The sequence below is a fragment of the Paracoccus sp. (in: a-proteobacteria) genome (assembly GCF_030536915.1).
In the GTDB taxonomy this organism is placed as follows: domain Bacteria; phylum Pseudomonadota; class Alphaproteobacteria; order Rhodobacterales; family Rhodobacteraceae; genus Paracoccus.
This window is the reverse complement of the sequence record NZ_JAUNPC010000078.1, coordinates 1-12,468: the sequence shown is the minus strand read 5'-3', so window position 1 is coordinate 12,468 and position 12,468 is coordinate 1. Positions and strand designations below refer to the sequence as shown.

The window sequence follows — 12,468 nt, the reverse complement described above, 5'->3', positions numbered from 1 at the left end:
CGTTCAGCACCTTTTCCCTTGTCGCCGCCGAGACGTCGCCGCGGTTGCGCAGCACACGGCTGACGGTCATCTCGCTGACCCCCGACGCAAGCGACACGTCACGAAGCGTCAGGGGACGGCGGCGGGGTCGGGATGCGGTCATGGAGGTGTCACCTGCGCGATCTGTCTTCCGTTAGCGCATGACAACCCCCTTCCGCAACCTTGCCTTCACGCGCGGCCTTGTGCGAGAAGGCAAGCGAGACCCCGTGGCTCAACTGGATAGAGCAGCCCCCTCCTAAGGGGCAGGTTGGAGGTTCGAATCCTCTCGGGGTCGCCACCCAGGTGTTGCAGAGTTGTCGTTGTTTTCGGGATGTCTGCGCGGGTTTCGGTTGGGAAACCGGACGCAACAGGCGGGGGACGCGCAGCGCCCCAGCAAACGGAGAGCGCAAGTGCAACATTCTGATCATCTTCAGCCGGCAGGGCTCGCCGGGTCCATCGAGTTCATCAGGCTTGAGGAAACCCTTCGAGAATTTGCAGAAGATGAGAGCTTCATCTTCGTCGTTAACGAAATAAACTAGGGAAAGGGCCGGCGGATCCGCCGGCCCTTCATCTGCAAGAAAAGGAACCCTTACTCCTGCTGCCCCATGAAGCTCAGCAGGAAGGTGAACAGGTTCAGGAAGTCCAGATACAGCGTCAGCGCGCCCAGGATCGCCGACTTGCCGATGAAGTCGGCGTCCGAGTTCACCAGTTCGAGGTAGGTGTTCTTGATGTTCTGGGTGTCATAGGCGGTCAGACCGGCAAAGATCAGCACGCCGATCACCGAGATGGCGAAGTTGACCGCGCCCGAGCCCACGAACAGGTTGACCACCATCGCGATGATCAGGCCGACAAGGCCGATCATCAGGAAGCGGCCCATGGCCGAAAGATCGCGCTTGGTGGTGTAGCCATAAAGCGACAGCGCCGCAAAGCCGCCGGCCGTCGCCACGAATGTCAGCGCGATCGAGCTGTCGGTGTAGCGCAGGAAGATCGAGCTGACCGAGGCACCCATCGCCGCCGCGAAGGCGTAGAACAGGATCGTCGCGCCCTGCGTGGACAGGCGGTTCAGCGCCGCGCCGAAGCCGAAGACCATCAGCAGCGGCAGGAACAGAAGCACCCAGCGCAGCGGCGTGGTGTAGACGACGCGGCCGAACTCGGTCCAGGCGCCCGGCCCGCCGGCCATCTGCGCAAAGCCGTATGCGACGGCGGCCGTCACCAGCATGCCCACGGTCATCAGGCCGTAGACCTTGTTCATGTAGGCCCGCAGGCCCTCGTCAATGACCGCAGCACGGTTGGCCGTCGTGGCCGGGCGGCGGATCGTGTTGTAGTCGACCATAAGCTCTCCCTCTTGGTAGGGCCGGCCTGACGGGCTGGTCCCTCATCTGCGGAATATCGGCTCTTACCTTGAAATTTCAACCGTCATGGGCTGAAAACCGAAGGTTCCGCCGGATGCCTGACGGACTGTTGACCGCGACCCGGATTCACCCGGCAACCGCTTCCCCGGTCATCGTCAGGATGACCTTGCCGATGGCCTTGCGCGCCCTGAGCAGCTCATAGGCTTCTGCGGCGCGCTCAAGCGGCAGCACGGCGCCGGCGGTGGGGTGCAGCCGCCCCTCGTCATACATGCGCAGCGCGGCCTCCAGGCTGGCGCGCATGGCGAGGCGGTCAAGCTGGCGGTATCCGCCCCAGTAGAAACCGAAGATCGCGATGTTCTTGACCAGCGCATGGTTCAGCGGCAGGGCCGGGGGCCGGCCCCCGGCAAAGCCGATCAGCAGGTGCCGCCCGCCCGTCCGCAGCGCGCCGAAGGCGGTAAGCCCCGGCGCATCGCCCACCGCGTCGTAGACGACGTCAACCCCGCCGAAGCCCCGCAACGCTGCCTTGAGGTCCTCTGTCTCACCGCTATCGATTGTCTCGGCCGCGCCGGCCTGACGGGCCGCATCCAGCTTGTCGGCCCCGCGCGCGACCGCGATCACGCGGGCGCCCAAGGCCGCGCCGATCTCGACCGCCGTCAGGCCGACCCCGCCGCCGGCGCCCAGCACGGCAAGCGTTTCCCCTGCCTGCAGCCGGGCGGGTCCGGTCAGGGCAAGATGGCTCGTCCCGTAGGCGACCTGGAAGCCCGCGGCCTCGCGCCAGGACATCCGGTCCGGGATGGGGATGCAGTCGTCGGCCGGGAACACGCCATGATCGGCAAGGGTCCCGTGCCCCGAGACGCTGACCCGCGTTCCTGTGGCAAGCGCGACGCCCGGCCCGGCGGCCTCGACAACGCCCGCGCCTTCGATCCCGGCCACGAAGGGATAGGGCGGGGTGTCCTGGTACTTGCCTTCGGCCATCAGCAGGTCGGCAAAGTTCAGGGCGGCGGCGTGCAGGCGCAGTCTGACCTCGCCCGGACCCGGATCGCGGCTTTCCCCGACCGTCAGGAAAGGGGCCGCCCCTGGCCCGGCTATGTTGATGATTCGGGTCATGCTTCCGCTCTTTCCGCCCTTGCTGCCTGCCCGATCTTTATACGGGCGACAAATAGGGGTAAACCGGACGATCCGACCTGTCTTTTTGGTCAAATCAGGCAAGTTGCCCGCGGATAATGCTCGCTGATTGCGTTGGGGCGCGGTAGTGCGCGGATAGATTGTATGAGGTTTAACGATGAAGCATGTTGTCGATGCCCATGTCGGACAGAGAATCCGTCACCGCCGCTGGACCATCGGGATGACCCAGCAGCAGCTTGCGGATGCCGTCGGGATCAAGTTCCAGCAGATCCAGAAGTACGAAACCGGCATGAACCGCGTCTCGGCTTCGCGGCTGTGGGACATCGCCGCCGCGATGGATGTCCCCGTCGCCTTCTTTTTCGAGGGTCTTGGCGCAACCGCCGAATCCGCCGGTGCCGATCTTCTGGCCGACAAGGAGGCGCTTCAGCTTGTGCGGGCCTATTACGCCATGCCCGAGGCGCAGCGCCGCCAGATCTTCGAACTGGCGCGGGTCCTGTCCGAGCCCGTCTGAACCCGGACCGGGCGCGCTGGCCATGCCCGGCGCGCCCGGATAGGCTTGGGACCTGATCGCCGCCTGCGCGCGGCCTGGACCCGGGCTTGCCGATGACCTCACCCCCCCTGCGGGCGCCTGACGCGGCCGCGATCCTGGAGACCGCGGCGGCGCTGGCCGATGTCGCCCGCGTCGAGACGCTGCGGCATTTCCGCAGCCCCTTGCTTGCGCCCGACAACAAGGACGCGGCAGGCTTCGATCCCGTCACGGAAGCCGACCGCGCCTGCGAACGCGCCATGCGGGCGATCCTGGCCGATCGGCGGCCGGACGACGCCATCCTGGGCGAGGAATATGGCCCCTCGCCGGGTACCAGCGGCTTGACCTGGGTTCTGGACCCGATCGACGGCACCCGCGCCTATCTGTGCGGCGCCCCGACCTGGGGGGTGCTGATCGGCGTCACCGACCCGCAGGGACCGGTTTACGGCCTGATCGACCAGCCCTGGACCGGCGAGCGGTTCGAAGGCGGTCTGGGCCTCGCCCGCCTGACTGCGCCGCAGGGCGACCGCCCGCTCGGCGTCAGGCAGGGCGTGGGGCTGGAACAGGCAACGCTGATGACGACATACCCGGAAGTGGGGACCGCGGCCGACAGCGCCGCCTTCCGCCGCGTGGCCTCGCGCGTGCGGCTGACCCGATACGGCTTCGACTGCTATGCCTATGCGCTGCTGGCCATGGGTCAGGTCGACCTGGTGATCGAGGCCGGGCTGCAGCCTTATGACATCGTGGCGCCCATCGCCGTGATCGAGGCCGCGGGCGGCATCGTCACCGACTGGCAGGGCGGCCCGGCGCATGGGGGCGGGCGGGTCATCGCGGCGGCGACCCCGGAACTTCATGCGGCCGCGCTGGGCCTGCTTGCGGGCTGACGCGGCGCGCGTGGTTGCCGCGGCGGGGTGGCGCGCCTATGGTCGCGGCGCCTCAGCCTGACAGGTGCCGCATGACCGAGAACCGCCCCGAGTCCGACGGGATCGAGGACGACTTCGTCCCCAGCCGGGGCCTTGTCGCCGAGATCGCCGAGGCCATCGACGCGGGCGATGGCCCCCGCCTGCACGCGCTGCTGGACCCGCTGCACGGCGCCGACATCGCCGACGTGATCGAGCAGCTGACGCCCCAGCGCCGCAGCCGCTTCGTCCGCCTTTATTCCGGCGAGTTCGACGCCGAGATCCTTTCCGAGATCGACGAATCCATCCGCGAGGAGGTGCTGGAGCAGATCCCTGCCGATGTCCTCGCCGATGCCGTGCGCGAGATGGACAGCGACGACGTCGTGGATCTGGTCGAGGACCTGGAAGGCCCCGAACGCGAGACGATCCTGTCGGCGCTGGACGAAACCGACCGGGTCGCGGTCGAGCAGTCGCTGAACTATCCCGAATATTCCGCCGGCCGCCTCATGCAGTCCGAGGTCGTGACCGCGCCCGAGCACTGGACCGTGGGCGAGACCATCGACTTCCTGCGGTCCGAGGAATGGCTGCCCGACCAGTTCTACCACGTCATCCTCGTGGACCCGCGCCGCCATCCCATCGGCTATGTGACGCTGGGGCGGCTTCTGTCCTCGCAGCGCGCTACGCGGCTGGCCGACATCGCCGAGGAGAGTTTCCGCAGCATCGACGTGCTGCAGGACGAGGGCGACGTCGCCTATGCCTTCAACCAGTATCACCTGATCTCGGCCCCGGTGGTGGATGCCGACGGGCGGCTGGTCGGCGTCATCACCATCGATGACGCCATGGCCGTGCTGGACGAGGAACACGAGGAGGACATCCTGCGCTTCGCCGGCGTGGGCGAGGAATCCGCCCTGTCCGACACGGTGGCCGAGACGCTGCGCCAGCGGGTGCCGTGGCTCGCCATCAACGTCTGCACGGCGCTGGTGTCGGCCACCGTGATCGCGGTCTTCGAGGATTCGATCAGCCAGCTTGTGGCGCTTGCGGTGCTGATGCCGATCGTCGCCTCGATGGGCGGCAATGCGGGCACGCAGACGCTGGCCGTCGCCGTGCGCGGCCTTGCCACCAAGGGCCTGACGCCCGCCAACGTCTGGCAGGTCGTCCGGCGCGAGCTGCTGGTGGGGATGCTGAACGGCCTGCTCTTTGCGGTCGTGCTTGCCGTCATCGCCTATCTCTGGTTCGGCGGGATGGAACTGGCGCTGGTGATCGCTGCCGCCATGCTGGTGAACCTTACCGTGGCCGCGCTGGCCGGGATCGTGATCCCGCTGGGGCTGGAAAAGATGGGCGCCGACCCGGCGCTTGCCTCGGGGACATTCGTCACCACCGTCACCGACGTGATCGGGTTCTTCGCCTTCCTCGGCCTTGCAACCTGGGTGCTGCTGTGACCGGCGCGGCTGTGGACAAGTCTGCGCTGCGGGCGCAGGCACTGGGCGCGCGGGTGCAGGGCGGCGATCAGGCGGCGCTGGACCGCAGGCTGGCCGAGGCGCTGGCGCCCCATGGGGCCCGTGTCCTCGCCGGCTACTGGCCGATGAAGGGAGAGCCGGACCCGCGACCCGCCATGGCCGCCCATGACGGCCCTATCTGCCTGCCGGTGGTGCCGGGCCGCGCGGTGCCGCTGATCTTCCGCCGCTGGGCTGGAGAGCCGCTGGACCGCGGCCCCCTTGGCACCAGCCAGCCGCCCGCGTCGCTGCCCGAGATCACCCCCGAGGTGCTGATCGTGCCGCTCGTCGCCTTCGACGCCCGGTTGAACCGGCTGGGTTATGGCGGCGGCTATTACGACCGCACGCTTGAGGCGCTGCGGAGAATCAGGCCCGTCCTTGCCATCGGCCTGGCATGGGAAGCGCAGCGTCTGGAGGCGATCCCGGCCGAGTCCTTCGACCAGCCGCTCGACATGATCGTCACGGACGTCGGAACGTGGCGGCGGGATCTGTGACTATCCGGTGACACCCGCGGCAAGGCCGGACAAGGAAGCGACTCGGACCGACTCTGGGGACAGCCTGTGGACAACTCGGGGGTGTGGTGCCGCAAGCCTGCACCATGCTTGGAAAAAGACGAGATCGGCAGATTTCCTGACCGGTCCCGCACCCGGCCCGGCTTTGCTGACGCGGATCACAAGCCCGGTTTTTGTCAACGCCCAACGCAACTTGCGGGCGCAAATAAACTGCTTGAAACCATGCAGGACACGCTGCAGTTAGTGTGGGTGCAAGTCGCGCGCTACAAGATGTGGTGACGGGACGAGGGACAAAGCAAGACATGTTGCCGAGTGGCCGGCGGCTCGCCGGGCCTGCGGATGTGATCCGCAGGGTCGGTGAGGCATGTCCGACAGCAGGCGCAAGCCGCAGTGGGAACGAAGGACAGAGAGGGCGGGACCATGAAGATCGAACGGCGTTTCACGACGGAAGAGGGCGGGGCTTACGGTGAGGTCTCCTTCGCCACGACCACCTCGGAAATCCGCAACCCCGACGGCACCATCGTCTTCCGCAACGACTCGGTCGAGGTTCCCGAGGGCTGGAGCCAGGTCGCATCCGACGTCATCGCGCAGAAATACTTCCGCAAGGCCGGCGTCCCGGCGGCGCTGAAGCCTGTGCGCGAAAAGGGCGTGCCCGAGTTCCTGTGGCGCTCCATCCCCGACGAATCCGCCTTGACGAAGCTGCCCGAGGGCCAGCGTTACGTGGGCGAGACCTCGGCGCGGCAGGTCTTCGACCGTCTCGCCGGCGCCTGGGCCTACTGGGGCTGGAAGGGCGGCTATTTCACCACCGAAGCCGACGCCCGCGCCTATTACGACGAGATGCGCTTCATGCTCGCCCGCCAGATGGGTGCGCCGAACTCGCCCCAGTGGTTCAACACCGGGCTGCACTGGGCCTATGGCATCGACGGGCCGTCGCAGGGCCACTTCTACGTCGATTTCCAGACCGGCGAACTGGTCAAGTCGAACTCGGCCTATGAGCATCCCCAGCCCCACGCCTGCTTCATCCAGTCCGTCGCCGACGACCTGGTGAACGAGGGCGGCATCATGGACCTGTGGGTCCGCGAGGCGCGGCTGTTCAAATACGGCTCGGGCACCGGCACCAACTTTTCGTCCCTGCGCGGCGAGGGCGAGAAGCTGTCGGGCGGCGGCAAGTCCTCGGGGCTGATGGGGTTCCTCAAGATCGGCGACCGGGCGGCGGGCGCGATCAAGTCGGGCGGCACCACGCGCCGCGCGGCCAAGATGGTGATCTGCGACATGGATCACCCCGACATCGAAGCCTTCATCAACTGGAAGGTCATCGAGGAACAGAAGGTTGCCAGCCTCGTGGCCGGTTCCAAGCAGCACGAGGCGAAGCTGAACGAGATCTTCGCCGCGATCCGTCAGTGGGACGGCAGCGCGGAAGACGCGACCGACCCGGCGAAGAACGAGGCGCTGAAATCCGCGATCCGGTCCGCCAAGAAGGCGATGATCCCGGAAACCTACATCAACCGGGTTCTGCAATATGCCCGGCAAGGCTTTGATTCGATCGAGTTCCCGACCTACGACACGGATTGGGACAGCGAGGCTTACGCGAGCGTCTCGGGCCAGAACTCGAACAACTCGGTCCGCGTGACTGACGCCTTCCTCAAGGCCGTGAAGGACGACGCCGACTGGGCGCTGATCCGCCGCACCGACGGCAAGACCTCCAAGACCGTCAAGGCGCGCGAGCTGTGGGACCAGATCGGCCATGCCGCCTGGGCCTGCGCCGACCCCGGCATCCAGTTCCACGACACGGTGAACGCCTGGCACACCTGCCCAGGCGATGGGCCGATCCGGGGCTCGAACCCCTGCTCGGAATACATGTTCCTGGACGACACCGCCTGCAACCTCGCCTCCATGAACCTGCTGACCTTCCTGTCGGACGGCCGGTTCGACGCCGAGGGCTATGTCCACGCCACCCGTTTGTGGACCGTCACGCTGGAGATCAGCGTGCTGATGGCGCAATTCCCGTCGAAGGAAATCGCGCAACGATCCTATGACTTCCGCACCCTCGGACTCGGCTATGCCAACATCGGCGGGCTGCTGATGAACCTGGGCCTCGGCTATGACAGCGACGAGGGCCGGGCGCTATGTGGCGCGCTGACCGCGCTGATGACGGGCGTGGCTTACGCGACCTCGGCCGAGATGGCGGGCGAGCTTGGCCCGTTCCCCGGCTATGCCCGCAACGCCGATGCCATGCTGCGGGTGATCCGCAACCACCGCGCGGCGGCCCATGGCACCGGCGAGTATGAGGGCGTGAACGTCAACCCGGTGGCGCTGGACGTGGAGAACTGCCCCGATCCGCAACTGGCGACCATGGCGCAGCGCGCCTGGGACAAGGCGCTGGCGCTTGGCGAGGAAAACGGCTTCCGCAACGCCCAGACCACGGTGATCGCGCCCACCGGCACCATCGGGCTGGTGATGGACTGCGACACCACGGGGATCGAGCCGGACTTCGCGCTGGTCAAGTTCAAGAAACTGGCGGGCGGCGGCTATTTCAAGATCATCAACCAGTCGGTGCCCGCCGCACTGGAAACGCTGGGCTACCCTTCGGCCCAGATCGAGGAAATCGTCGCCTATGCCGTGGGCCATGCGTCCTTGGGCAACTGCCCCGGCATCAACCACGCCGCGCTGGTCGGCCATGGCTTCGGCCCGCGCGAGTTGGAAAAGGTGGACGCGGCGCTGGCCTCGGCCTTCGACATCCGCTTTGTCTTCAACCAGTGGACGCTGGGGGAAGAGTTCTGCAAGGGCGCCCTCGGCATCCCCGCCGAGAAGCTCAACGATCCCAGCTTCGACCTGCTGCGGCACCTCGGCTTCACCCGCGCGCAGATCGACGCGGCCAACGACCATGTCTGCGGGACGATGACGCTGGAAGGCGCGCCGTTCCTGAAGCCGGAACACTACAGCGTCTTCGACTGCGCCAATGCCTGCGGCAAGAAGGGCACCCGCTACCTGTCGGTGGACAGCCACATCCGCATGATGGCGGCGGCGCAAAGCTTCATCTCGGGCGCGATTTCCAAGACGATCAACATGCCGAACACGGCCACGATCGAGGATGCGCTGGCGGCTTACGAACTGTCCTGGAGCCTCGGCATCAAGGCCAACGCGCTTTACCGCGACGGGTCCAAGCTGTCGCAGCCCCTGGCCTCGGCGCTGGTCGAGGATGACGACGAGGCGGCGGAGGTGCTGGAAACCGGCACGCCGCAGGAACGCGTGGCGGTCATCGCCGAAAAGATCGTCGAGAAGATCATCATCAAGGAGGCCGTCCGCTCCAACCGCGAAAAGCTGCCGTCCCGCCGCAAGGGCTATACCCAGAAGGCGCTGATCGGCGGCCACAAGGTCTACCTGCGCACCGGCGAATATGACAACGGCCGCTTGGGCGAGATATTCATCGACATGCACAAGGAAGGCGCGGGCTTCCGGGCGATGATGAACAACTTCGCCATCGCCGTGTCGGTGGGTCTGCAATACGGCGTCCCGCTGGAGGAGTTCGTGGACGCCTTCACCTTCACCCGCTTCGAACCCGCGGGGATGGTGCAGGGCAACGACTCGATCAAGAACGCGACCTCGATCCTGGACTATATCTTCCGGGAACTGGCGGTGTCCTATCTGGACCGCACCGACCTTGCGCACGTCAAGCCGAACGGCGCCAGCTTCGACACGCTGGGCGGCGGCGCGAACGAGGGCCGGCCCGAGCCTGCCGAGGAAAGCGCCGCCTCGAAGTCGGTGGAACTGCTGCGCCAGATCAGCTCGACCGGCTATCTGCGCAAGCGGCTGCCGCGCGACCTGATGGTGCTGCAGGGCGGCACCTCGGCGGTGGCGGTGTCGTCAAGCCTGGCCGAGACGCAGGCAAGCTTCGAGGTCGGCGTGGCCACGGTCACGCTGGACCCGCGCGCCAAGGCGAAGATGCAGGGCTACGAGGGCGATCCCTGCGGCGAATGCGGCAACTACACGCTGGTCCGCAACGGCACCTGCATGAAGTGCAACACCTGCGGCGGCACCTCGGGCTGCAGCTGAGGGATCGGGCCGGGGCGCAGGGAGGGACGTCCTGCGCCCCGGCCATTCCGCAGGCGCCTTGCAGGAAGAAGCTGACCGGGCGCCGGTTCATCCGCTTGCAAAAGCGCCGGAATGGATGCCCGCTTAAGACTGAAAGACGAGGGACATGACAGGCCGCCGCCCGGTATCACCGGGCGGCGGTGCCTTTTGCAGACGGCTTTCCGAAGCCGGGCCGCCGGGCGCAACAGGGGGATGCGGATGAAGACGGATATCGAGATCGCACGCGCCGCGACGAAGCTGCCGATCGCGCAGGTGGCCGAGAAGCTGGGGATCGGGGCAGGGGAGATCCTGCCCTATGGCCATGACAAGGCGAAGATTCCGCGCGACTTCATCAATGGGCTGGAAGGTCGCCCGCAGGGCCGGCTGATCCTCGTCACCGCCATCAACCCGACGCCGGCGGGCGAGGGCAAGACCACCACCACCATCGGCCTTGGGGATGCGCTGAACCGCATCGGTCACCGCGCCACCGTCTGCATCCGCGAGGCCTCGCTGGGTCCGAACTTCGGCATCAAGGGCGGCGCGGCGGGCGGGGGCCACGCTCAGGTCGTGCCGATGGAGGACATGAACCTTCATTTCACCGGCGATTTCCATGCGATCACCAGCGCCCACAACCTGCTGGCGGCGATGCTGGACAACCACATCCACTGGGGCAACGCGCTGGAGATCGACCCGCGCCGGATCACCTGGCGGCGGGTCATGGACATGAACGACCGGGTGCTGCGGGACGCCGTGGTGGGGCTTGGCGGTCCCGCCAACGGGGTGCCGCGCGAGACGGGCTTCGACATCACCGTCGCGTCAGAGGTGATGGCGATCCTGTGCCTCGCCGACGACCTTCAGGACCTGCAGGCGCGGCTGGCCCGGATCATCGTCGCCCAGACCCGCGACGGTCGCCCGGTGACAGCGCGCGACCTGCAGGCGGACGGGGCGATGACCGTGCTGCTGCGGGACGCGCTGCAGCCGAACCTTGTGCAGACGCTGGAGAACAACCCGGCGCTGGTCCATGGCGGTCCCTTCGCCAATATCGCCCATGGCTGCAATTCGGTGATCGCGACGCGCACCGCGCTGCGGCTGTCGGATTTCGTCGTGACCGAGGCCGGGTTCGGCGCCGACCTGGGGGCGCAGAAGTTTCTCGACATCAAGTGCCGCAAGGCCGGTCTTGCGCCCGCGGCGGCGGTGCTGGTGGCGACCGTGCGGGCGCTGAAGATGAATGGCGGCGTTGCCCGCGCCGATCTTGCGACCGAGGACGTGGCAGCCGTCTGCGCCGGTTCCGCCAACCTCATCCGCCATATCCGCAACCTGCGCGCCTATGGCCTGCCGCTGGTCGTCGCCATCAACCATTTCGCGACCGACACTCCCGCCGAGATCGCCGCTGTGCAGGATGCGGCGGCCGGCGAGGGCGTGCGCGCCATCCTCTGCCATCACTGGGCCGATGGCGGGGCAGGGGCCGAGGAACTCGCCCATGAGGTGGCGGCGCTTTCGGCGGAACCCTCGGGCTTCCGGCTGCTTTATCCCGACGAGATGCACCTGTGGGACAAGATCGAGACGATCTGCACCCGCATCTACGGCGCCGCGCGGGCCGAGGTGCCGCCCTCCATCCGCGCCCGCCTGATCGCTTGGCAGGAGGATTACGGCCACTTGCCCATCTGCATGGCCAAGACGCCCTACAGCTTTTCGGCCGATCCATCGGCGCTGGGCGCCCCCGGCGGCTTCACCATCCCGGTGCGCGAGGTCAGGCTGGCGGCGGGTGCGGGCTTCATCGTCGCCATCTGCGGCGACATCATGACCATGCCCGGCCTGCCGCGGGAACCTGCGGCGAACCGCATCGGGCTGGACGCCGAGGGGCGGATCGAAGGGCTGTTCTGAATGTCCCGGCTGACCACCTTCGACCGCATCATATCGGACCGCGGCTCGGTCTATGCGGTCTCGGGTGTGCCGGTCGCCAGCCGGGCCGACATCGACGCGGCGCTGGCCGAGCTGAAATCCATCCGCCGCTTCGCCAAGGCCACCCACAACAGCTGGGCCGCGCGGCTGGGCGGCGAGGGGCTGAAGGCCGATGATGGCGAAGGGGGCGCCGGGGCGATCATCCTGCGGATGCTGGAAAGCGAGGGGCTGGACGATCACCTTATCATCGTCACCCGCTGGTATGGCGGCAAGCATCTTGGCGGCGACCGCTTCCGCCACGTGATCGGCGCGGTGCGCCACTACCTCGCGCATCAGCCGGTCTGAGGCGGGCTTTCGCACCCTGCCATGTCACGGCCGGAAGCCGGGCATGGGCCCGTTCGCCTCTCGCCGACCTGCGCCGAAAACCGGCCTTGCGCGCTGCCACCGCATTGCAGTTACTGTTGACCGGCGCCCGCGCTCTGCGGCATAAGGCGAATTAACTGAACGAACGTTCAATAACCGGGGGGAGGGGTGAAATGTTCACGCGGGGGATGGAGTTCGACCTTGGCG

At 67.2% G+C, this 12,468-nt stretch carries 10 protein-coding genes and 1 tRNA gene; 8 read left to right on the top strand and 3 right to left on the bottom strand.

From position 1 onward, the window contains the following. On the bottom strand, positions 1-142 hold a 142-nt coding region (locus Q4F04_RS12165; protein WP_303370088.1), incomplete at its 3' end, for a LacI family DNA-binding transcriptional regulator. 97 nt (positions 143-239) lie between these two features. Between Q4F04_RS12165 and Q4F04_RS12160 the strand changes: the two genes are divergently transcribed. After that, a tRNA-Arg gene (locus tag Q4F04_RS12160) sits at positions 240-316 on the top strand. A gap of 291 nt (positions 317-607) precedes the next feature. Here Q4F04_RS12160 and Q4F04_RS12155 read toward each other — a convergent pair. Beyond that, positions 608-1,351, bottom strand: a complete 744-nt coding sequence (locus tag Q4F04_RS12155; protein WP_182792303.1) for a Bax inhibitor-1/YccA family protein — start codon at positions 1,349-1,351, stop codon at positions 608-610. A 145-nt stretch (positions 1,352-1,496) separates the two neighbouring features. Continuing rightward, complete coding sequence (locus tag Q4F04_RS12150; RefSeq protein WP_303370087.1) at positions 1,497-2,477, bottom strand: NADPH:quinone oxidoreductase family protein; 981 nt, start codon at positions 2,475-2,477, stop codon at positions 1,497-1,499. Between the two features lie 175 nt (positions 2,478-2,652). Between Q4F04_RS12150 and Q4F04_RS12145 the strand changes: the two genes are divergently transcribed. From Q4F04_RS12145 to Q4F04_RS12115, 7 genes are all read left to right on the top strand, one after another. Further along, complete coding sequence (locus tag Q4F04_RS12145; protein WP_303370086.1) at positions 2,653-3,006, top strand: helix-turn-helix domain-containing protein; 354 nt, start codon at positions 2,653-2,655, stop codon at positions 3,004-3,006. 92 nt (positions 3,007-3,098) lie between these two features. Continuing rightward, on the top strand, positions 3,099-3,905 hold the full coding sequence (locus Q4F04_RS12140; protein ID WP_303370085.1) for an inositol monophosphatase family protein: 807 nt from the start codon (positions 3,099-3,101) through the stop codon (positions 3,903-3,905). A gap of 71 nt (positions 3,906-3,976) precedes the next feature. Continuing rightward, positions 3,977-5,359 carry a magnesium transporter gene (gene mgtE, locus Q4F04_RS12135; protein WP_303370084.1) on the top strand — a complete coding sequence of 461 codons (1,383 nt, stop codon included), beginning with the start codon at positions 3,977-3,979 and terminating at the stop codon, positions 5,357-5,359. Positions 5,360-5,370: 11 nt separating this feature from the next. Then, complete coding sequence (locus Q4F04_RS12130) at positions 5,371-5,907, top strand: 5-formyltetrahydrofolate cyclo-ligase (protein WP_303370083.1); 537 nt, start codon at positions 5,371-5,373, stop codon at positions 5,905-5,907. Between the two features lie 438 nt (positions 5,908-6,345). Beyond that, the gene (locus Q4F04_RS12125; protein ID WP_303370082.1) at positions 6,346-9,978 is read left to right on the top strand and encodes a vitamin B12-dependent ribonucleotide reductase; all 3,633 of its coding nucleotides are present in this window, start codon (positions 6,346-6,348) and stop codon (positions 9,976-9,978) included. Between the two features lie 231 nt (positions 9,979-10,209). Beyond that, positions 10,210-11,880 carry a formate--tetrahydrofolate ligase gene (locus Q4F04_RS12120; RefSeq protein ID WP_303370081.1) on the top strand — a complete coding sequence of 557 codons (1,671 nt, stop codon included), beginning with the start codon at positions 10,210-10,212 and terminating at the stop codon, positions 11,878-11,880. Beyond that, positions 11,881-12,243 carry a YigZ family protein gene (locus Q4F04_RS12115; protein ID WP_303370080.1) on the top strand — a complete coding sequence of 121 codons (363 nt, stop codon included), beginning with the start codon at positions 11,881-11,883 and terminating at the stop codon, positions 12,241-12,243. The last annotated feature ends 225 nt before the right edge of the window (positions 12,244-12,468 follow it).

Coding starts and splice junctions, on each gene's coding strand:
- Q4F04_RS12155 (WP_182792303.1), bottom strand. CDS start 1,351: ATGGTCGACTACAACACGATCCGCCGCCCGGCCACGACGGCCAACCGT.
- Q4F04_RS12150 (WP_303370087.1), bottom strand. CDS start 2,477: ATGACCCGAATCATCAACATAGCCGGGCCAGGGGCGGCCCCTTTCCTG.
- Q4F04_RS12145 (WP_303370086.1), top strand. CDS start 2,653: ATGAAGCATGTTGTCGATGCCCATGTCGGACAGAGAATCCGTCACCGC.
- Q4F04_RS12140 (WP_303370085.1), top strand. CDS start 3,099: ATGACCTCACCCCCCCTGCGGGCGCCTGACGCGGCCGCGATCCTGGAG.
- mgtE (WP_303370084.1), top strand. CDS start 3,977: ATGACCGAGAACCGCCCCGAGTCCGACGGGATCGAGGACGACTTCGTC.
- Q4F04_RS12125 (WP_303370082.1), top strand. CDS start 6,346: ATGAAGATCGAACGGCGTTTCACGACGGAAGAGGGCGGGGCTTACGGT.
- Q4F04_RS12120 (WP_303370081.1), top strand. CDS start 10,210: ATGCGGATGAAGACGGATATCGAGATCGCACGCGCCGCGACGAAGCTG.
- Q4F04_RS12115 (WP_303370080.1), top strand. CDS start 11,881: ATGTCCCGGCTGACCACCTTCGACCGCATCATATCGGACCGCGGCTCG.